The sequence below is a fragment of the Staphylospora marina genome, assembly GCF_003856495.1.
GTDB classification, from domain to species: domain Bacteria; phylum Bacillota; class Bacilli; order Thermoactinomycetales; family Thermoactinomycetaceae; genus Staphylospora; species Staphylospora marina.
Map to the genome: position 1 here is coordinate 191,623 of NZ_CP034118.1, position 19,281 is coordinate 210,903.

23 protein-coding genes and 1 rRNA gene are annotated in these 19,281 nt (G+C 57.0%); 22 read left to right on the forward strand and 2 right to left on the reverse strand.

Annotated elements, in window-relative coordinates; all coding sequences use genetic code 11:
* Positions 1–5 precede the first annotated feature (5 nt).
* From EG886_RS01010 to EG886_RS01095, 18 genes are all read left to right on the forward strand, one after another.
* A complete protein-coding gene (locus EG886_RS01010) occupies positions 6–311 on the forward strand; it encodes a KOW domain-containing RNA-binding protein (RefSeq protein WP_124726422.1) in 306 nt (101 codons plus the stop codon).
* 4 nt (positions 312–315) lie between these two features.
* Complete coding sequence (gene infA, locus EG886_RS01015) at positions 316–534, forward strand: translation initiation factor IF-1 (protein ID WP_124726423.1); 219 nt, start codon at positions 316–318, stop codon at positions 532–534.
* A gap of 55 nt (positions 535–589) precedes the next feature.
* Entirely contained in the window at positions 590–703 is a 114-nt protein-coding gene (rpmJ, locus tag EG886_RS01020) for a 50S ribosomal protein L36 (protein ID WP_124726424.1), read from the forward strand.
* Between the two features lie 22 nt (positions 704–725).
* On the forward strand, positions 726–1,094 hold the full coding sequence (gene rpsM, locus EG886_RS01025; protein WP_124726425.1) for a 30S ribosomal protein S13: 369 nt from the start codon (positions 726–728) through the stop codon (positions 1,092–1,094).
* A gap of 22 nt (positions 1,095–1,116) precedes the next feature.
* Positions 1,117–1,512, forward strand: coding sequence for a 30S ribosomal protein S11 (rpsK, locus tag EG886_RS01030; protein WP_124726426.1), 396 nt, complete (start codon positions 1,117–1,119; stop codon positions 1,510–1,512).
* 166 nt (positions 1,513–1,678) lie between these two features.
* The gene (locus EG886_RS01035) at positions 1,679–2,623 is read left to right on the forward strand and encodes a DNA-directed RNA polymerase subunit alpha (protein ID WP_124726427.1); all 945 of its coding nucleotides are present in this window, start codon (positions 1,679–1,681) and stop codon (positions 2,621–2,623) included.
* Positions 2,624–2,647: 24 nt separating this feature from the next.
* Positions 2,648–3,037, forward strand: a complete 390-nt coding sequence (rplQ, locus tag EG886_RS01040) for a 50S ribosomal protein L17 (RefSeq protein WP_124726428.1) — start codon at positions 2,648–2,650, stop codon at positions 3,035–3,037.
* An 82-nt stretch (positions 3,038–3,119) separates the two neighbouring features.
* A complete protein-coding gene (locus tag EG886_RS01045) occupies positions 3,120–3,965 on the forward strand; it encodes an ATP-binding cassette domain-containing protein (RefSeq protein ID WP_164491573.1) in 846 nt (281 codons plus the stop codon).
* Positions 3,941–4,798, forward strand: coding sequence for an ATP-binding cassette domain-containing protein (locus EG886_RS01050; RefSeq protein WP_164491574.1), 858 nt, complete (start codon positions 3,941–3,943; stop codon positions 4,796–4,798). Before EG886_RS01045 ends, EG886_RS01050 begins: the two co-directional genes overlap by 25 nt.
* Positions 4,795–5,595, forward strand: coding sequence for an energy-coupling factor transporter transmembrane component T family protein (locus EG886_RS01055; protein ID WP_124726431.1), 801 nt, complete (start codon positions 4,795–4,797; stop codon positions 5,593–5,595). The genes EG886_RS01050 and EG886_RS01055 overlap by 4 nt, the downstream gene beginning before the upstream one ends.
* A 33-nt stretch (positions 5,596–5,628) precedes the next feature.
* A complete protein-coding gene (gene truA / locus EG886_RS01060; RefSeq protein WP_124726432.1) occupies positions 5,629–6,426 on the forward strand; it encodes a tRNA pseudouridine(38-40) synthase TruA in 798 nt (265 codons plus the stop codon).
* Between the two features lie 164 nt (positions 6,427–6,590).
* A complete protein-coding gene (gene rplM, locus EG886_RS01065; RefSeq protein ID WP_124726433.1) occupies positions 6,591–7,028 on the forward strand; it encodes a 50S ribosomal protein L13 in 438 nt (145 codons plus the stop codon).
* A gap of 18 nt (positions 7,029–7,046) precedes the next feature.
* Positions 7,047–7,439 (forward strand): 30S ribosomal protein S9, encoded by a 393-nt coding sequence (gene rpsI, locus EG886_RS01070; protein ID WP_124726434.1) that lies wholly within the window; start codon positions 7,047–7,049, stop codon positions 7,437–7,439.
* A 146-nt stretch (positions 7,440–7,585) separates the two neighbouring features.
* On the forward strand, positions 7,586–8,002 hold the full coding sequence (locus tag EG886_RS01075) for a hypothetical protein (protein WP_124726435.1): 417 nt from the start codon (positions 7,586–7,588) through the stop codon (positions 8,000–8,002).
* Between the two features lie 59 nt (positions 8,003–8,061).
* A complete protein-coding gene (cwlD, locus tag EG886_RS01080; RefSeq protein WP_124726436.1) occupies positions 8,062–8,808 on the forward strand; it encodes an N-acetylmuramoyl-L-alanine amidase CwlD in 747 nt (248 codons plus the stop codon).
* Between the two features lie 58 nt (positions 8,809–8,866).
* Positions 8,867–9,952 (forward strand): Mrp/NBP35 family ATP-binding protein, encoded by a 1,086-nt coding sequence (locus EG886_RS01085; protein ID WP_124726437.1) that lies wholly within the window; start codon positions 8,867–8,869, stop codon positions 9,950–9,952.
* 280 nt (positions 9,953–10,232) lie between these two features.
* The gene (locus EG886_RS01090) at positions 10,233–12,011 is read left to right on the forward strand and encodes a cell wall-binding repeat-containing protein (RefSeq protein ID WP_124726438.1); all 1,779 of its coding nucleotides are present in this window, start codon (positions 10,233–10,235) and stop codon (positions 12,009–12,011) included.
* Positions 12,012–12,243: 232 nt separating this feature from the next.
* Positions 12,244–13,944: a cell wall-binding repeat-containing protein gene (locus EG886_RS01095; RefSeq protein WP_124726439.1), complete on the forward strand. Its 1,701-nt coding sequence runs from the start codon at positions 12,244–12,246 to the stop codon at positions 13,942–13,944.
* A gap of 69 nt (positions 13,945–14,013) precedes the next feature.
* On the opposite strand, the gene gerD is transcribed toward EG886_RS01095, so the two are convergent.
* Positions 14,014–14,730 (reverse strand): spore germination lipoprotein GerD, encoded by a 717-nt coding sequence (gerD, locus tag EG886_RS01100; protein WP_124726440.1) that lies wholly within the window; start codon positions 14,728–14,730, stop codon positions 14,014–14,016.
* Positions 14,731–14,862: 132 nt separating this feature from the next.
* Between gerD and EG886_RS01105 the strand changes: the two genes are divergently transcribed.
* Positions 14,863–15,459 carry a KinB-signaling pathway activation protein gene (locus EG886_RS01105; protein ID WP_164491575.1) on the forward strand — a complete coding sequence of 199 codons (597 nt, stop codon included), beginning with the start codon at positions 14,863–14,865 and terminating at the stop codon, positions 15,457–15,459.
* An 89-nt stretch (positions 15,460–15,548) separates the two neighbouring features.
* On the opposite strand, the gene pdaB is transcribed toward EG886_RS01105, so the two are convergent.
* A complete protein-coding gene (gene pdaB / locus EG886_RS01110) occupies positions 15,549–16,313 on the reverse strand; it encodes a polysaccharide deacetylase family sporulation protein PdaB (RefSeq protein ID WP_124726442.1) in 765 nt (254 codons plus the stop codon).
* Between the two features lie 102 nt (positions 16,314–16,415).
* Here pdaB and EG886_RS01115 point away from each other — a divergent pair, with 102 nt between their 5' ends.
* The 3 genes from EG886_RS01115 (at position 16,416) to EG886_RS01125 (ending at position 19,243) form a co-directional block, all read left to right on the forward strand.
* A complete protein-coding gene (locus EG886_RS01115; protein ID WP_124726443.1) occupies positions 16,416–17,039 on the forward strand; it encodes a stage II sporulation protein M in 624 nt (207 codons plus the stop codon).
* Between the two features lie 23 nt (positions 17,040–17,062).
* A complete protein-coding gene (locus EG886_RS01120) occupies positions 17,063–17,482 on the forward strand; it encodes an OsmC family protein (protein ID WP_124726444.1) in 420 nt (139 codons plus the stop codon).
* A gap of 219 nt (positions 17,483–17,701) precedes the next feature.
* A 16S ribosomal RNA gene (locus tag EG886_RS01125) occupies positions 17,702–19,243 on the forward strand.
* The last annotated feature ends 38 nt before the right edge of the window (positions 19,244–19,281 follow it).

A 19,281-nucleotide genomic window follows, 5' to 3' on the forward strand; every position in this document is an offset into this window, starting at 1 on the left:
AGGTGATGAATGTGGCTGAAACGGAAGGTCGTCCCCGTCCGGGACAGATCGTCCGCATCCTGAGAGGCCGCGATGCCGGCCGGTTCATGATCGTCGTCGGATTCGAGGAGCCCCACTTCGTGCTGCTGGCTGACGGTGACATGCGGAAAATGGATCGTCCCAAGCGGAAAAACCTGAAGCACATCCAGATCACCCACACCGTGAACGAAGAGATCGCTGACGCCATCAATCAGTTCGGTCGTGTGAACAATGCCCGGCTCAGGTACGCCCTGAACCAGTACCTTCTTTCGCACGAGCAGAAAGGAGAGTGAGACGGTGGCCAAAGAAGACGTGATCGAGGTGGAAGGGGTTGTGAAAGAACCCCTGCCGAACGCGATGTTCCGCGTGCAACTCGACAATGGTCATGAAGTTCTCGCTCATGTCTCCGGAAAAATCCGGATGCACTTCATCCGCATTCTTCCGGGCGACAGAGTGACGGTACAGCTTTCCCCGTACGATCTGACTCGTGGACGGATCACTTACCGATACAAATGAATCCGTGCCGCCCTCTGAGGACGGCTTGATACCAACCAACAGGGAGGGTGCCGAAATGAAAGTGAGACCGTCGGTCAAGCCCATTTGCGAGAAATGCAAAGTGATCAAGCGCAAAGGAACCGTCATGGTCATCTGCGAAAATCCGAAACACAAGCAACGCCAAGGCTGAATAACGGGAGGTGCAAACAAACATGGCACGTATTGCTGGTATCGACCTGCCCCGCGACAAACGCGTGGTCATCGCCCTGACCTACATCTACGGAATCGGTCGTTCCTTGTCCGAGAAGATCCTGGCGGAGACCGGTGTGAGCCCGGATACCCGTGTTCGTGACCTCACCGAGGACGAAGTGAACCGCCTGCGTTCTTACATCGACAAGAACCTCACCGTCGAAGGCGATCTGCGTCGTGAGGTGGCTCTCAACATCAAGCGCCTGATCGAGATCGGCTCCTATCGCGGAATCCGCCATCGTCGCGGTCTGCCGGTTCGCGGTCAACGCACCAAAACCAACGCCCGCACGCGCAAAGGTCCGCGTCGCACCGTGGCCAACAAGAAGAAATAATTGTGGATAAGGAGGGAAAATCGTGGCTGCAAAACGTACGACCCAACGTGTGAAACGCCGTGCACGGAAACATGTGGAAGCCGGAGTGGCACATATCCAATCCACCTTCAACAACACGATCGTCACCATCACCGACCCGCGCGGAAACACCATCTCCTGGGCCAGCGCCGGAACCGTCGGTTTCAAAGGTTCCCGCAAGAGCACTCCGTTTGCCGCGCAAATGGCGGCTGAGCAAGCGGCCAAAGCTGCCATGGAAAACGGCATGAGAACCGTCGAAGTGCTGGTGAAAGGTCCGGGTGCCGGACGTGAAGCGGCGATCCGTTCCCTGCAAGCGGCCGGTCTGGAGGTCAGCCTCATCAAAGACGTCACTCCGATCCCGCACAACGGCTGCCGTCCGCCGAAACGTCGCCGTGTCTGATGCTGCCGGAAAGTGGCAGGCCGTGGTTTAAATTTTTACCGGTTGGTGTATACTGGTTGGGTGTACAACGGACAAGACGAAATTGTTTGTCTTTTTCCGCGAGACCGTCTGCACCGGCTGGTGAACGCCCGGAACGCGACGTTCTGAAGGAGGGTTTGTGAGCCGTATGATTGAAATTGAAAAGCCGAGGATCGAAACGGTCGTTATCAGTGAAGACAACCGTTACGGCAAATTTGTGGTTGAGCCTCTGGAACGCGGATACGGCACTACCCTGGGCAACTCGCTGCGCCGTGTCCTGCTCTCTTCTTTGCCGGGCGCGGCCGTCACCTCCATCCAAATCGATGGGGTGTTGCATGAGTTCTCCACGATTCCGGGAGTCGTCGAAGACACCACGGAGATCATCTTGAACATCAAGCAACTGGCTCTCAAGATTCATTCGGATGAAGAAAAAGTTCTGGAGATCGACATCGAAGGCCCCGGAGAAGTGAAGGCGGGAGACATTCGCGCCGACAGCGACGTGGAAGTCCTGAACCCGGATCTCCATATCGCCACCCTGGCCGATGATGCGCATCTCCATATCCGCATGAAAGCGAATCGTGGACGCGGATACGTGTCCGCCGACAAGAACAAACGTGAGGACATGCCGATCGGCGAAATTCCGGTCGATTCCATCTATACCCCGATCGAGCGGGTCAATTACCAGGTGGAAAACACCCGCGTCGGTCAGGTGACCAACTATGACAAACTGACGCTGGAAGTCTGGTCCGACGGCAGTCTGAGACCGGATGAAGCGGTCAGTCTCGGTGCCAAGATCCTGAACGAGCACCTGATGCTGTTCGTCGGGTTGACGGAGCAAGGCAAAAACGCCGAAATCATGGTGGAAAAAGAAGAGGACACCAAAGAGAAAGTCCTCGAAATGACCATCGAGGAACTGGATCTGTCCGTCCGTTCCTACAACTGTCTGAAACGCGCGGGCATCAACACCGTTCAGGAACTGATTCAGAAGACCGAAGAAGACATGATGAAAGTCCGCAACCTGGGACGCAAATCCCTGGAAGAAGTTCAGGAAAAGCTGGCTGAACTGGGACTTTCGCTGCGCAAGGACGACTGACAACCGACAGGGGGAGGGACAACAATGCCGTACTCCAAACTGGGCAGAAAAACGGGTGCGCGGAAAGCCCTGCTCCGCGACCTGGTCACGGATCTGATCATCAATGAACGGATCGAAACGACCGAAACCAAAGCGAAAGAAATTCGCTCCATCGTTGAGAAAATGATCACTCTCGGCAAGCGCGGCGATCTGCATGCTCGTCGTCAGGCAGCCGCTTTTGTGCGTTCCCGCCGTTCCACGACCGTGAAAGACGGGGACAAAGTGAAGCATGAACAAGTGGATGCCGTGAAAAAACTGTTTGATGAGATTGCTCCGCGCTATCAGGAGCGCAACGGCGGTTACACCCGGATTCTGAAACTGGGACCGCGTCGCGGTGACGGTGCCCCGATGGTCTTCATTGAACTGGTGAAGTGACCGCTTCTTCAAGACGAAAGGGTGAGGGCAGGATCTGACCGATCCTGATCGTTTGCCCTTTTTTCTTTTTTGGAGGAGAATGATGGAACCTCTCATTCGGCTGAGCGAAGTCCGGTTCCACCACGATCCGGAGGCGCCCGATGAACATTGGGCGGTGCGGGATGTGTCCCTGGAGATTCGGGCCGGGGAACACGTGGCGATCATCGGTGCGAACGGTTCGGGAAAATCGACACTGGCCAAATTGATGTGCGGTTTGATCCGGCCCGTTCACGGTGAGGTCCGGGTGGCCGGGATGAATTCCCGGGATCCGGACCACCTGTGGGAAATTCGCAGGAGGGTGGGTCTCGTGTTTCAAAACCCGGAAAACCAGATCGTCGGCGCCACGGTGGAAGAAGATCTGGCTTTCGGGCTTGAAAATCTGGGGATCTCCCGCGAAGAAATGGAGCGGCGGATTTTGCGGGTGCTGGATCAAACCGGACTCGCCCCGTACAGACATGAATCCCCGCACCGGCTGTCCGGTGGGTTCAAACAGCGGCTGGCCATTGCCGGCATATGGGTGATGAACCCGGATGCGATCATTCTGGATGAGGCTTCATCCATGCTGGATCCGGCGGCAAGACGGGAACTTTCCGATCTTCTGCGCGATCGGAACAGGGAAGGAGCGGCCATCATCCGGATCACCCACCGGGCGGAGGAAGCCTTTGAAGCCGGGCGCGTGTTGGTGATGGACCGGGGCAGGCTGGTGCTGGACCTGCCCTCCGACGAGTTGTGGCCGCAAGCCGACATCCTGGAGCGATGGGGCTTGGATGTTCCCGTGGAAATTCTCCTTCACCGGCAGCTGATCCGGAAGGGCTGGCCGCTGCCCGATTCCGTGAGCTCCAGAGAGGAACTGGTGAATGCCATATGCAGGTGCTTGTCCGGAATCTGACCGTCATCCATCAAGAAGGAACGCCGCTTCGACGCGTGGCTGTTTCCGATGTGAATCTGTCCGTGAACACCGGAGAGTTTCTGGCCGTCACGGGCGTGGCCGGATCCGGAAAATCGACGCTGGTTCGTACCGTCGGCGGCTTGATCCGTCCGTCCGCCGGTTGGGTTCAGGTGGGAGAGATCCGGGTGGACGCCCGGTCCGGTTCCCTGAAAGAACTGAGGAGGCAGTCCGGAGTGGTTTTCCAGTTTCCGGAACACCAGTTGTTTGCGGATACCGTGCTGAACGAGATCGCGTTCGGGCTTCTCAGGCGGGGGATCGGCAGGGAGGAAGCCAAGGAGCGGGCCCGCCGGGCGATGAAACGGGTGGGGCTTTCCGCCGATCTGGAGGATCGATCTCCCTTTTCACTCAGCGGAGGGCAGATGCGGCGGGTGACCATGGCATCCGTTCTGGCGCTTGAGCCGTCCTTGCTGATCCTGGATGAACCGACGGCCGGACTCGATTTCAGGGGGCGGCGGGAAATGCTCGAACTCGTCGAGCGGTTGTGCCGGGAAGAGGGCCGTTCGGTGTGGATGGTCACCCATGACATGGATGAGGCCGCCCGGCATGCGGACCGGATCGTGGTTCTTTCGGAAGGCCGCCTGATCCGGGATGTCACGCCCGCCGAGCTCTTCGAGGATCCGAAAGCGGCGGTTCGTGCGGGCCTGGAGATGCCCGCCGTCACCCGACTGGTCCGTGATCTGGAAAAGGCGGGGGGATTCCGGCTCCCGCGGGGATTGTTTCGACCGGAATCATTGGCGGAAGCTCTGGACGGGAGGAGGAAGAAAGGCGGATGAACACGTTCGCGTTCGGCGCGTACGTTCCCGGACGGACGGTTGTTCACCGGCTGGATGCCCGCGCCAAGCTCATTTTCACGGCCTGCCTGATGATGTTGATCCTGACGCTGGACCGGGCCGTTTCCCACCTGTTCCTGCTCGCGTTCGTCTTGTTCGCCATCCGGTCATGCGGATTTTCCTGGGGAGCCTGGTTTCGCTCGGCGAGACCCGTATTGCTGTTCATCGCGGGAGCATCCCTGTTCCACCTGTTCGTGACCTCCGGCGGAAAGGTGCTGCTTGCCGCCGGGCCTCTCGAAATCCATGAAGCGGGATTGCGGCAAGGCTTGCTGACGGCGGGACGGTTGTTTTTGTTGACCGCTTCGGCATCCCTGCTCACGGCCACCACTTCACCCGCGGCGCTGACAGACGCGCTGGAAAGGCTCCTGTCACCTCTGTCGCGCCTTGGTTTGCCCATCCATGAACTGGCGATGATGATGTCCATTGCCCTGCGTTTCATTCCCGTTTTGTGGGAAGAAGCGGAACGGATCCGTCTGGCCCAGTCCGCGAGAGGAGCCGATTTTGAATCCGGTTTCGTCTCCGCCGTCCGGGCCTGGGTGACCGTGTTTGTCCCGCTTTTGGTCTCCACGCTTCGCCGGGCGGATGAATTGTCCTTGGCCATGGAAGCGAGGGGATACCGCGGAGGGACCGGTCGCACCAGGTGGCGCCGACCCAGGTGGTCTGCCCAAGACAACCTCCTCTTTCTGCTGTTTGCGGGACTCTGGGTACTTGCATGGATGCTGGAGCGGATGAACGGGTGAGCAAGACGGCTGATGCGGAGGCGGTGAACCAAGATGAAGAACATCAAATTGGTCATCGGTTATGACGGAACCGACTTTTCCGGCTTCCAGCGGCAACCCGGGCAGCGAACGGTGCAGGGAACGCTGGAAGAGGCGCTGTCAAGACTCACCGGAGAACCGGTGGAGCTGCACGGTTCCGGACGAACCGATGCCGGCGTCCACGCCATCGGACAGGTGTGCAATTTCCTGACAAGCAGGCCCATCCCGGCGCACAAATACCGTGAAATCCTGATGAGGATGCTCCCGCGGGACATCGTCGTCCGTTCGTCGGAGGAAGTGCCTGCGGATTTTCATGCGCGCAAAAGTGCCCACTGGAAAACATACCGGTACCGGATCGACACCAGGCCCGTTCCGGACTTGTTCCTGAGGCGGTTTCGCACCCATCTTCCCTGGCCGGTCGACATTGCCGCCATGGAAAGGGCCGCGGCTCATCTGACGGGCACGCATGACTTCACGTCCTTTTGCTCCCCGAAAACGCAGGTGGAGGACAAGGTTCGGACCATTTATCGCTTTGACGTTCGGGAGGAAGCGGGCGGCATCTTCATGGAGGTGACCGGAACCGGCTTCCTTTACAACATGGTCCGGATTTTGGCGGGAACCGTGTATGAAGCCGGAAGGGGCCGACTTGATCCCGATCGCATTCCGACCATTCTGGCCGCCAGGGACCGGACGGCGGCAGGTCCGACGTTTCCTCCGGAAGGACTCTGTCTCGTGAAGGTGGGCTATTCTCCCTGGGAAGAATCCTGCGGGACCGACGGGAAAAAATCGGCGCAAAGCCTTGAACTTCCTTGACAGCCAAGTGTTTTTCCGGTATGATAACCGATGGTATTTTCCACAGCCCCGGTGGAAAATCTTTTGTTCGGCGCAAAACACATCCACTCTTTGAATGCAAATCGCTTCAATCGTTTGAAAGGACAATCGGGACTCCCGTTTGTGCAATAGAGGAGGGAATCTGGATGCGTACCACCTATATGGCCAAGCCCATGGAAGTGGAACGGAAATGGTATGTGGTCGACGCCAAAGGCAAGACGCTGGGTCGTCTGGCTTCCGAAGTGGCGAAAATCCTGCGCGGCAAGCACAAGCCCCAGTACACCCCGCACGTGGACACCGGTGACTTCGTGATCGTCATCAATGCCGCTCAAGTGGAACTGACCGGCAAAAAGTGGAGCAAGAAAATGTACTATCGCCATTCCGGATATCCGGGTGGTCTGAAAGTGACCCCGGCCGCCGAAATGCGCGCAAAACATCCGGAACGCCTGATCGAACTCGCCGTGAAAGGCATGCTGCCGAAGAACACCCTCGGCCGCCAGCAATTCAAAAAACTCAAAGTCTACGCAGGTTCCGAGCATCCGCATGAGGCTCAAAAGCCGGAAGTCCTGGAACTGCGCGGTTAATAAAAGGAGGTTACCGATTTGGCACAAGTTCAGTTTTACGGAACCGGTCGCCGCAAAGAATCGGTCGCTCGAGTTCGACTCGTTGCCGGTGAAGGCCGCATCGTGATCAACGGCCGCGACATCGATCACTATTTTGGTCTGGAAACGCTGAAAGCCATCGTTCGTCAACCGCTCGTGCTCACCGACACGCTCGGCCGTTACGATGTTCTGGTCAACGTACACGGCGGCGGCGTGAGCGGTCAGGCAGGCGCCATCCGTCACGGTGTGGCCCGTGCTCTGCTGAAAGTGGATCCGGAATTCCGTCCCGTGCTGAAAAAAGCCGGATTCCTGACCCGCGACCCGCGGATGACCGAACGGAAAAAATACGGTCTCAAAAAAGCTCGCCGCGCTCCGCAATTCTCCAAGCGCTGACGGCGATTTCCCGAAACCCCGGACGTTCTCACGCCCGGGGTTTTTGTTTTGCCCGTTTTCCTTCCCTGCCTTTCGTCAAGAATGGAAATGACAAGGGACCGTGGGGGCCCGCGCAGGTCTTGGAAGGCAGGAAAGGTGGGAAGGTCATGGGCTCGGTGATCCACATGAGCGAACTCAGAGCGGCACGGGAAGAACAGTTGAGATTGACCGCTCTCCGGTTGTTTCCCTGGGATGAAATGGACCGCGTCTGTCGTCGGCGATTGTCCCCCTTTTATGGGGGCTTGTCCGAACAGAAGCGCGTGATCCTGCTGGAAATGACGTACCGACTCGCTTATGAAGCGTTTTTGTCCGGGATGAGGAACTCCCTCAAAACCAAAAAGCGGATCCGGCCATCCGAAGAGCAAATTTCCGTGGAAGTTCGCCGGCTGGTTCGTGAGGTGAAGGGGGAGTTCGGGGGCGGAGCGCGATGGATCGGTGAGGGCGGAACGCTTGAGTTTTTGCTCATGACCGTGGCCGAAGAATGGTTCGGAAAAGGGACTCAGGTCAAGGTGCCCCGCTCATAAACCACTGCCTTGTCCCATATACATGAGGGAGAGAACTGCGATGGGAGCGAGGAGTGGCGATGAAGATCCGATGGTTTCAACAGTCCGGTTGGAAAAAGATGCTTCTCTTGTTGGGCGCGGGATTCTTGATCGGTCTGGCCGCCTTGCCGTCCGTATGGCCAAAACCGTCTCAAACGACTTGGTTCATGCCGCTGTCCGGTCGCGTGATCGTGGTTGACGCCGGACACGGAGGACCGGACGGGGGAGCCGTCAGTCGAACCGGCCTCGTGGAGAAAACGGTCACCCTGAACATTGCGATGTATCTGAGGGATTATCTGCAGGAGGCCGGCGCGCTCGTCATCATGACCCGCGAATCCGACACCGATTTGGCGCCTCCCGATGCCCGCGGACTCCGCTCCCGCAAGGCCGAAGACCTGATGAGAAGAATCCGGCTCATCAAGGAAAAACAGGCGGACGCGTTGATCAGCATTCATCTGAACTCGATTCCCTCGCCGAAGTGGTCCGGCGCCCAGACCTTTTACAATCCCGTCCGTGAGGAAAACATGAAACTGGCCTCTTTCATCCAGGCCGAACTGATCCGCAATCTTCAGAACACGAACCGGTTGCCCAAGCAAAAAGGCGACATATATCTGTTGAAGCAGTCTCCGGTGCCGACCGCGCTGGTGGAAGTGGGCTTTCTGTCCAACCCGAAGGAATCGGAGCTGCTGGGTCAGCCCGATTACCAGAAGAAACTGGCGGCTTCCATCTATGCGGGCATCCTCCGCTACTATGCGGGAAATGAGCCTCCGCCGCTCCAACAACCCTGATGTGATATAATGATACGGGATGTTCAATACAGATGGCGGATTTGAGGTGTTTCACTCCATGCTGACGAATGAGAAAATTTTGGATGCACTCCGTGAGGTGAAGGATCCCGAGCTGAACAGAAGCCTCGTCGAACTGAACATGATCCGGAACATTCAGATCGACGGCAAACGGGTCTCGCTGGATGTCATCCTCACCATTTCCGGATGCCCGCTCAAAGCCAAAATCGGGGAAGACGTGGAAAAAGCCGTGAAAGATCTCGGTGCGGAGCAAGTGGAGATCCGCTTCGGTTCCATGACCGATGAGGAAAGGGCGGCGCTCGCCGAGAAATTGCGACGGGGGCAAAAAGCCGCACCGGGCGCAGGTCCCGGTCCGATTTCCCCGCTGTTGTCGGAGGGTTCGCGGACCGAATTCATCGCGATCGCCAGCGGCAAAGGGGGCGTGGGCAAATCCACCGTCACGGTCAATCTGGCCGTTGCCCTGGCACGCGAGGGAAAAAAAGTGGGCATCATCGACGCGGACATTTACGGATTCAGCGTGCCCGACATGATGGGGATTGAACAGCGTCCGGTGGTGATCGACGAGATGATCCTGCCGGTGGAACGGTTCGGAGTCAAGGTGATGTCGATGGGTTTCTTCGTCCAGGACAATTCGCCGGTCGTCTGGCGCGGTCCGATGCTGGGAAAAATGCTTCGCAACTTTTTGAGCCAGGTGCATTGGGATGAGCCGGATTACATTCTGCTCGACCTGCCGCCGGGAACGGGAGACGTTGCCCTGGATGTGCATCAGCTCATTCCGAAGAGCAAGGAAATCCTGGTGACCACGCCGCATGCCACCGCTTCGTTTGTGGCGGCGCGTGCCGGAGCCATGGCGATCAAGACCAAGCACGAGATCCTGGGCGTTGTGGAAAACATGGCTTGGTACACCAACAAGCATGGAGAGCGTGAATATGTCTTCGGTCGCGGCGGCGGAGAAAAACTGGCTTCGGAACTGCGAACGGAACTCCTCGCACAGATTCCGCTCGGTGCACCGCCGGAATCCGCGGAAGCCCCCGCCGTTTGGCCGGAGGATCACCCGACCGGGCAGATCTACGCCCGACTGGCGCAAACGGTCATTCGAAAAGTTCCCGTCACATCGAATGGATGAACGCATGAAACTTCCCGTCTTCGGATGGGAAGTTTTCTTGTTTGTCCACTTCAAGGCTCACCACCCCGTCGCCTTGTTTGGACTGCCCCGATGATGCGTGTGTGGGCACGGCACTCCCGCCGGCGTTTCCGTTCCCGTCCGGATTGTTCCACAAGGATCCGCCGGCGAATTCACGAAAGAGTCAAACAAAGGGGTGGAAAGAAGGATTTATAATTATCAAAAATAAAAAATTACAGAAGGAAACCTTTCCTCAAATGCCAACACAAAGGGAGAGATTTCATTGGCCACATTTTCGTTGAAATGGCTGTCCGGTGCGACAGCGGCTGTTCTTTCCGCGATGTTGCTGTTGCCGCAGTGGGGGCAGGCGGCACCGGAAAAAATCAAGCTGGATGATGAGCGGATGGCCGCGAGCAAACAACAGGCGCTCCATCGGATGAAGGAGTCGGAAAAGCACCGGAAGAAGCTGGGGCTCGCCCCCGGGGGTGAAAAACGGATGCCCCGCTCCGGCAACGTGAATGGAACGAATCCCGACGGCACCGCGGTGTCCAAGCTGACGTATTCCGGCAAAACCAGCCGATATACCGTTCACCACTATCAATTCAACACCACCTCCCCGGGCGTGGTGAAAATCCGTGCCAATCATTCATCACCGGTTGTCGATTATTTGCTGATCGACGGGACCTCGTTGGTGGGAGACAACTGGAAAATATACAGGGACGGTGATCTCCTCCCCGCCGGCTTTTACATGTTCGAGATCGTGTCGTACAGCGATGTTCCCGTTGATTACTCCTTCGAGATCGAAGGCGTTCCGTTTGACGGCACTCCCGACCAAACCGTGCCCGATCTGAAAATCGAAAGTCCCTCGGTCCGGGAAGGAGAGATGCCGCTCAATCAGTCGGGCATCCGGGTGAAGGGAACCCATGACGCAGATGAAGCCGGGGTATACATCAACGGGAACGGGCCGACCCCGCTGGAACCCGTTTTTGACAAGACCATTCCCGTCCAATACGGGTGGGTCACGCTGCATGTGGCGGCGTTCGAGCAGTCCGGAAACTATGTGATTGAAAGTTATCGTCTGGCAATGCCCGGAGTGAAGCGCATTGACGGAGCCGACCGATATGAAGTGTCCGCCAACATCAGCCGGAACATGTATCCGGACGAGTTTGGCGGAACGGTGGTGATCGCGCGCGGTGACCTCTACACCGACGCCCTTTCCGGGGGAGCATTGGCCGGGCTGGAGTGGGCGCCGATCCTGCTCACCAATCCCAATTCCCCGACGCTGCCCACTCCGGTCTTGGCTGAAATTGACCGGATTCATCCCCAGAAGGCCATCCTTCTCGGCGGACCCGCTTCCGTTCCGGAAACCGTCCGCACGCAGTTGGAAAGCAGAGGCATGGACGTGGAACGGATCGGCGGAGCCAACCGTTTTGAAGTTTCAGCCGGCATCGCGTCCAAAGTGATGAAGTTCTTCGATGATTATTTCCCCGAGTATCGTCCGGATACGGCCATCGTGGCCAGCGGACTGGTGTTCCCGGATGCTCTGTCCGTCTCGGGAGTGTCGGGACTGTTCGGCCTGCCGATTCTGCAGGTGACCAAGGATACCGTTCCCAAAGAAATTGATGCATGGATCAAAAATCGTCCGGACATCCGGTACTTCATCATCGTCGGGGGACCGGGAACCGTCAGCGAGCAGGTGGAAGCCAAATTGGCAAGCGTGGCTGTTTCCCGCGGCGGGATGGTGGACCGCATTTCCGGAGCCAACCGGTATGAAGTCTCCGTCAACGCAGCCCGCTACTTCGGACCGTGGATGGATCCTTCCACCCATGTGATCGCCAAGGGAACCGATTTCCCGGATGCCTTGTCCGGAGGTCCGCTGGCGCGCAACTTCTTTGCCCTCATGCTGCTCACTTCGCCCAACCGCTTGGAACCGCAGGTGGCGGAGTACCTGAACCGTGTCGAGTCGGAATTCGGCGTCAGGAAAATGGGCATGTTTATTCTGGGTGGAACGGGTTCGATTTCCACTCAGGTGGAACAACAGTTGACAGATATGCTGAAGTGACGTCAAAGATCGGAATCCTTATCCCGATGAACGCCGGGGCTGCTTCCGCCAAGTTTGCTTGACAACAGGCACAAAGCCGGGAGCATGCCCCGGCTTTGTGCATGGCACCATGCTTTGGAAATCGTGTGTCGAAGTCGGGATTTTAACGGGACAAAAACCGCCCCGATCCTTCGAATGGTAATAACAGGGAGGGTTGGTAAATCCGGAAGAAATCCGCGGAGGAGAGAATTGGATGAAACCGATGATGAAATGGGGCAAAGTCGCCCTTGCGGCCGTGATGGCATCCGCTTTGCTGGTTGCTCCCCGTCCCGCGTCTCATGCGGAAAGCAAGATCTCTTTGAAAGGGGAACGGGTGAATGCACGGAAGATGCAAGTCATTCGCCAACTGGAATCGTTGAAGGAACCGCTGAAGGAACAACGGAAGGCAAAAAACCACACCGCCAAGTCCGTCACCGTCAACGCTGTCAATGAAGTGACATTTGCCAACGACTTCATCACCTATTACGATTTGCACGTGTATGCTTTTGAGACCGCAAGCGCCGGAACGCTGCACGTGAGCCGCGGTGCCTGGAACGTCGATTGGATTGTCGAGGACCAGGATGGCAACGTGTACGGGGAAGGGGATCCTTTGCCGCCCGGCTTCTACCATTTCGTGGTCTACTCTTCAAGCCGGGAGGGAACCTCCTATTCCTTCACGCTCAGCGGCATTCCGATGGCGTCCGTGGACCATACGGTGCCCAAACTGACCATGACCAACCCCTCCGAGCATGTACGGAGTTTGCCCAAAGGAACCACTTCCATGGCCATGGCCGGAAGCCATGACGGAGATCAAACGATCATCTTCCACGAGCAAGGAAGGTTGGAAACGAATCCCTCGTTCTCCGTCGATGTCCCGGTGATGATGGGTTATAACAGCATTGATGTGGCGGCATTGGAACATACCGGCAATTTCGTGGTCAACAGCTATTTCATTCACGTTCCGGGCGTAAAACGGATTGCAGGTGCCGATCGGTATGAAGTGGCGGCCAATATCAGCAAAGAAATGTTCCATGACGATTCCGGATTTCCGGTGGTGATCGCCCGCGGTGACATTTTCCCGGATGCGTTGTCCGGTGGACCGTTGGCGTTCCTGGAAGATGCCCCCATCCTGCTGTCCGACTACAAAACCCAATCGCTTCCGACCGCCATCCAACATGAAATTCGCCGTTTGAATCCTTCCAGGGCGATCATTCTGGGGGGAACGGGATCGGTGGGTCCCCAGGTGGAAGCACAGCTGAAAAACCTGGGCATCCCCCGCATTGAGCGGATTGACGGCCCCAATCGTTTCGCGGTCTCGGCCAAAATCGCCGATCGCATGATCAGGACCATGGATGATCAATACGGCGTGGTGACTGACACGGTCATCGTAGCCAGCGGTTTGGTGTTCCCGGATGCTCTGTCCGCGTCCTCGCCGGCCGCCGTTTACGGCCTGCCGATTCTGCAGGTGAACAAGGATGTGGTCCCGTCCGAGATCAAGACATTCATCCAAACCCATCCGAACCTCAAAAACTTCTTCATTGTGGGTGGCCCCGGCACCGTGAGCGAGACCGTGAAAGCCGAGCTTGAAAAAACGGCGAAGTCCCGCGGAGGTCAGGTGGAACGCATCGGGGGTGCCAACCGGTATGAGGTGGGAGTCAACATCGCCGAGCGCTTCCCCATGAATCAGGCCTTGCATGTCTTCGCCAAGGGAACGGACTTTCCGGATGCGCTTGCGGGCGGACCGTTGGCAGCGCGCATGATCGCCCCCATGCTGCTGACCCCGACGGATTCGCTGGCACCGGTTGTGTCGGATTATCTCAACCGAATCTTTTCCAAGGATCTCTATTACATTCTCGGCGGCATCGGTTCCGTATCCGCCCGAGTGGAAAATCAACTGGATTCGACTTTGAAATAAAGAAACAAGCAGGCATCGGCCCGTTCCGGTGCCTGCTTTTTCACGGAAAATCATTGGGTTGGATCATTTTCAGGCGCCGCCTTCGCCTTCAACGGTGCTTCCGCTTTCCGACTGCGGTTGATTGTCGTGTCCTTGTTTTGGCTGGGCCAGATGTCCTTTCAGCAGTTGAGCCAGTTTTTGTTGGATGCTCGGTACTTTCATCAATTCTTCCATGATCTTCATGGTTTCCTGACGGAACTGCTGGCTTTTCATCAGTTGCAGCATGTGCTGGGTGAATTGCGGGTCTTTCAAAAGATCCATCATCATTTTCTGGTATTCGGGATCCTTCATCATCGCTTTCATCAGTTGCTTCAGCTTTTCCTCGGAGGCTTTGGCCAGGCCGGCGGCCACCTCGGGCTTTTGCAAGATCTTGTCCCATTCTTTTTTCGTTTTCTCATCCGTGAAGGATTTGGCAAGCGCCTTTTCCATCTCCTGACTGTTCAGGGCGATTTGCTGTTTGAAGGATGGATCGGACATGAGATCCTGAAGCACTTTTTTGCCTTCCTGGGTGTGAAGCACGTCCAAGGTGATTTCCTTGATTTTTTGATAATCGGGTTCCTGCTGCTGGGATTGTTGACCCGACCCGCAGGAGACCAACGTGAACAGGAAGACGGGAAGGATCAATGCCGCCGTCAAAATTTGCCGGATGCTTCCGGCCGCTCCGTGTGGCCGATGACCGAAAGGCACCCGGACGTTTTGCCGCAAGTGGTTGATGATACGATGGATCCATGAATTGTACGAGCGCATGAAATCGCTTCCTCCAATCACGGGTGCGTTTGATTACGCTTAATATAAGGTTTCCGGACGGGTTTTATGCTTTGCCGGAAAGATTGCCATTTGGTACAATCTTGGAGAATGATTTTCACAGGAGAGACAGCCATGACATTGAAAAATTTGTTTCATTGGTTTTGGTCCACGCTTGCGCTGGGAAGCGTCTCCGCGCTCGTTCTCGCTTTTCTGATCGAAGCGGTGACGGGTGGAAACGTGTTCGGGGAGATCGGCCAATTGCTCCTGTTGGCCCTGACTTTGTCCGCGGCCGCGGAACTCGGCTTTTTTTCCTATCTTGTTTTCAACTGGCTCAGCCGCGGCCTGATCCGGAACAAGGGAGTGTACGACGCGATCCTGTTCTTTCTGACCGCACTGGTGATCGGGAATCTCGTGTATCTGAACGCGGTCAAATTCAGCGGAACCGATTTCTGGATTCATTTGTCCATTCCGGCGGTGGTCCTGATCGCCGCTTTGATCACGGCTTGGGCAAAAACCCGCATGACCAACGGCAGCGCCTGGTGGCCCACGTTCTTTTTCATGACGGCGGCCACCATTTTGGAGTGCATTCCGTCCATCAATGCAAAGGCCGGTGAGGTTCCGGTTCCCATTCTGCTGCATACCGTGTTGGTCGTCTTGATTTGCAATGCCTGGCAGATCTTGCGCCTGCACCGTTGGGTGTCGCCGAAAAAAGAAAAAACGCGCGGTTGAGCGCGTCGGGGAAGACGGCGGCCATCCCCGGAGCCTGCGATGCCCCGTGAAGGCCGCAGGCAGGGGCTTCCGCTGCTTGCAACGGTCCGTCATTCGACCGCTTTGCTTTTGACTTCCGTGCCGGAAATCAGTTCGGAAACGGTCACGAATTCATAGCCCTTTGCCCGGAGACCGTCGATGATTTCAGGCAATGCTTCATGGGTTTGTCTGCACGAATCGCTGGCGTGCATCAGGATGATGTCTCCGGGATGGGCTTTGTCAAGCACCCGTTTGACGATGCGGTCTTTCCCGGGATTCGTCCAATCCAGCGAATCCGTGTCCCATTGAATGGTTTTGTAGCCCAGCTGATCCGCGATTTTCAGGACGCGTTTGTCAAAGTCGCCGTTGGGGAACCGGATCAGGGTGGGCTTCTTGCCGGTCAGCTCTTTCAGGATCTGATCCGCTTTCAGGATTTGCGTGCGGATCTGCTCTTCGTTGTAGGAACTGTAATTGTCATGGCGATGTCCGTGGCTGCCGATTTCAAAGCCCATGTCCTGAATGCGCTTGACCAGATCGGGATGGCTCTCCGCCCACGGGGAAGAGAGGAAAAAGGTGGCTTTTTTCAGCCCCTTCTGTTCGAGCACGTCCAGAATCGGACCCGTTCTTTCTTCCCCCCAACTGATGTCGAACGTGAGGGCCACCTGCTTTTTGTCCGTCTGGACGCTGTAAATGGCGGACGGCCCCGAGTCGACCGGCAGGAACACCTGCATGTTTTCGCTTTCCGCGTACACCACGCCGGCCGCGAAAAGAAGCGCAAGGGCAAGAGTCACTCCCTGCTTCAGACGTTTGGCCGAAATGACCCAAAAATAGTTCATGGATGAACCCTCCTGTCCAATCGCATCCTAATTTGAGTCTATGCGGGAGGACGAGGGTTATGATTGTTTGTCCCGCCCACGGGCGCGAGGAGGAACGGTATCGTGAAGGCATGGATCACCGCCGTGAAGGAAGAACTGAGATACATTCCCCTGGCCGCCATGGTGCTCTTGGTCAGTGCCGTGACGGCCGGATTCAAAGCCGACGGGCTGATGATGACGTTGAGTCAGTCCGGGTTCTTGGATGCTCTCGAGCAATTGGCCGAAGCATTTGAGCAAAATCCGACTTTTCTGCAAGTGTTTTTCGTGATTTTCATCAACAATGTGTTGGCCACCCTCCAAATCATCGCCTCGGGTTTGTTTCTCGGAGTCGGGCCGTTTGCCGCCATGCTGGTCCACGGCATTCTGATCGGGGTCCTCACGATGGAGGCAGCCGAGAAAACGGGCACGCATCCGTTGATGCTGGTGGTGACCCACCTTCTCCCGCATGGCATCTTTGAGATTCCGGCCTTGCTGATCGCCGCCGCTTTCGGCTTTCGGATCAGTGCGGCTCTTTTCCGCCGGTTTTTGGCGGTGTTCTCCCCCGAACGGATGGAGGCGAGCCGTGAAGAATGGCTGGGAATCCGCCGGCGGTTGCCTCATCTGTTGAAGCTCATGTTTCTGCTTCTCCTGGTGGCCGCTCTCATCGAATCCGCATTGATTGTCATCAATATCTCCCATCTTCTTTGATGATCACAAGGAGGAACCGGACCATGAACGTGGAAATTCGCTGGCAGGGAAACATGCACTTCGAAAGTTTGACGCCGTCCGGGCACCGGTTCCCGTTGGACGCCGCTCCGGAAGCGGGCGGTGAAAACAAAGGACCGCGGCCGACGGAAGTGCTGCTTTCCGCGGTGGGAACCTGTTCGGCGATCGACATCGTGGAGATTCTGAAGAAGATGCGTCTTCAGGTGGAATCATTCAGCATGGAGATTCAGGGGGAACGGGCCGAAGAACATCCCCGTCGCTTCACCCGCGTTCACATGCATTACCGGTTGAACGGCGATTTGCCCGAGAACAAGGTTCGTCGGGCGGTGAATCTTTCACTCGAAAAGTATTGTTCCGTTTCTCATTCCCTCAATGCGGAAATCACCGCCAGTTTTGAAATCAACGGCCATCGATATCCCCTTTGAAATCCTTGCAGGGAGCCGTGTGAACGGCTCCTTTTTGATTCCGGAACAGGAAACGAAAAAAAGTGTTGACATGAATACAGCCCTGTGATAGGATATCAATTGTCGCCGCGAGAGAGCGGAGACGATGAAAACGAAAGTGTTCCTTGAAAACTGAAGAGTGAACTTGCGAACCTGTCGGTTCACTTTGAGTCGACGGATCGGAAGATCCGGATACACTCTTTGATGGAGAGTTTGATCCTGGCTCAGGATGAACGCTGGCGGCGTGCCTAATACATGCAAGTCGAGCGGTCCTTCCTTCGGGAAGGACAGCGGCGAACGGGTGAGTAACACGTGGGCAACCTGCCCGCAAGACCGGGATAACTTCGGGAAACCGGAGCTAATACCGGATACGCTCATCCGCCGCATGGCGGATGAGGGAAAGGCGGCTTCGGCTGTCACTTGCGGATGGGCCCGCGGCGCATTAGCTTGTTGGTGAGGTAACGGCTCACCAAGGCGACGATGCGTAGCCGACCTGAGAGGGTGATCGGCCACACTGGGACTGAGACACGGCCCAGACTCCTACGGGAGGCAGCAGTAGGGAATTTTCCGCAATGGGCGAAAGCCTGACGGAGCAACGCCGCGTGAGTGAGGACGGCCTTCGGGTTGTAAAACTCTGTTCTTGGGGAAGAAACTCCGGGAGGCGAACAACTTCCCGGCATGACGGTACCCAAGGAGAAAGCCCCGGCTAACTACGTGCCAGCAGCCGCGGTAATACGTAGGGGGCGAGCGTTATCCGGAATTACTGGGCGTAAAGCGCGCGCAGGCGGCCGGTTAAGTCGGGTGTGAAAGGCTGCGGCTCAACCGCAGAGCGGCACCCGAAACTGGCGGGCTTGAGTGCAGGAGAGGGAAGCGGAATTCCCGGTGTAGCGGTGGAATGCGTAGAGATCGGGAGGAACACCAGTGGCGAAGGCGGCTTCCTGGCCTGTAACTGACGCTGAGGCGCGAAAGCGTGGGGAGCAAACAGGATTAGATACCCTGGTAGTCCACGCCGTAAACGATGAGTGCTAGGTGTTGGGGGACTTGCGCCCTCAGTGCCGAAGGTAACCCATTAAGCACTCCGCCTGGGGAGTACGGCCGCAAGGCTGAAACTCAAAGGAATTGACGGGGGCCCGCACAAGCGGTGGAGCATGTGGTTTAATTCGAAGCAACGCGAAGAACCTTACCAGGGCTTGACATCCCGCTGACCGGTGCAGAGATGCACCTTTCCTTCGGGACAGCGGTGACAGGTGGTGCATGGTTGTCGTCAGCTCGTGTCGTGAGATGTTGGGTTCAGTCCCGCAACGAGCGCAACCCTTGCTCTCAGTTGCCAGCACTTCGGGTGGGCACTCTGGGGGGACAGCCGGTGAAAGCCGGAGGAAGGTGGGGATGACGTCAAATCATCATGCCCCTTATGTCCTGGGCTACACACGTGCTACAATGGCCGGTACAAAGGGCTGCGAACCCGCGAGGGGGAGCCAATCCCAAAAAACCGGTCTCAGTTCGGATCGCAGGCTGCAACTCGCCTGCGTGAAGCCGGAATCGCTAGTAATCGCGGATCAGCATGCCGCGGTGAATACGTTCCCGGGCCTTGTACACACCGCCCGTCACACCACGAGAGTTTGCAACACCCGAAGTCGGTGAGGCAACCCGCAAGGGAGCCAGCCGCCGAAGGTGGGGCAGATGATTGGGGTGAAGTCGTAACAAGGTATCCCTACCGGAAGGTGGGGATGGATCACCTCCTTTCTAAGGAGCTCGAAAGAGCAAACACGATCGATCTCCGA

Excerpts from the sequence above, each read along its gene's own strand:
- EG886_RS01010 (WP_124726422.1), top strand. The coding sequence starts at position 6 with ATGAATGTGGCTGAAACGGAAGGTCGTCCCCGTCCGGGACAGATCGTC.
- rpmJ (WP_124726424.1), top strand. The coding sequence starts at position 590 with ATGAAAGTGAGACCGTCGGTCAAGCCCATTTGCGAGAAATGCAAAGTG.
- rpsM (WP_124726425.1), top strand. The coding sequence starts at position 726 with ATGGCACGTATTGCTGGTATCGACCTGCCCCGCGACAAACGCGTGGTC.
- EG886_RS01035 (WP_124726427.1), top strand. The coding sequence starts at position 1,679 with ATGATTGAAATTGAAAAGCCGAGGATCGAAACGGTCGTTATCAGTGAA.
- rplQ (WP_124726428.1), top strand. The coding sequence starts at position 2,648 with ATGCCGTACTCCAAACTGGGCAGAAAAACGGGTGCGCGGAAAGCCCTG.
- EG886_RS01045 (WP_164491573.1), top strand. The coding sequence starts at position 3,120 with ATGGAACCTCTCATTCGGCTGAGCGAAGTCCGGTTCCACCACGATCCG.
- EG886_RS01050 (WP_164491574.1), top strand. The coding sequence starts at position 3,941 with ATGCAGGTGCTTGTCCGGAATCTGACCGTCATCCATCAAGAAGGAACG.
- EG886_RS01055 (WP_124726431.1), top strand. The coding sequence starts at position 4,795 with ATGAACACGTTCGCGTTCGGCGCGTACGTTCCCGGACGGACGGTTGTT.
- truA (WP_124726432.1), top strand. The coding sequence starts at position 5,629 with ATGAAGAACATCAAATTGGTCATCGGTTATGACGGAACCGACTTTTCC.
- rplM (WP_124726433.1), top strand. The coding sequence starts at position 6,591 with ATGCGTACCACCTATATGGCCAAGCCCATGGAAGTGGAACGGAAATGG.
- EG886_RS01075 (WP_124726435.1), top strand. The coding sequence starts at position 7,586 with ATGGGCTCGGTGATCCACATGAGCGAACTCAGAGCGGCACGGGAAGAA.
- cwlD (WP_124726436.1), top strand. The coding sequence starts at position 8,062 with ATGAAGATCCGATGGTTTCAACAGTCCGGTTGGAAAAAGATGCTTCTC.
- EG886_RS01085 (WP_124726437.1), top strand. The coding sequence starts at position 8,867 with ATGCTGACGAATGAGAAAATTTTGGATGCACTCCGTGAGGTGAAGGAT.
- EG886_RS01095 (WP_124726439.1), top strand. The coding sequence starts at position 12,244 with ATGAAACCGATGATGAAATGGGGCAAAGTCGCCCTTGCGGCCGTGATG.
- gerD (WP_124726440.1), bottom strand. The coding sequence starts at position 14,730 with ATGCGCTCGTACAATTCATGGATCCATCGTATCATCAACCACTTGCGG.
- EG886_RS01105 (WP_164491575.1), top strand. The coding sequence starts at position 14,863 with ATGACATTGAAAAATTTGTTTCATTGGTTTTGGTCCACGCTTGCGCTG.
- pdaB (WP_124726442.1), bottom strand. The coding sequence starts at position 16,313 with ATGAACTATTTTTGGGTCATTTCGGCCAAACGTCTGAAGCAGGGAGTG.
- EG886_RS01120 (WP_124726444.1), top strand. The coding sequence starts at position 17,063 with ATGAACGTGGAAATTCGCTGGCAGGGAAACATGCACTTCGAAAGTTTG.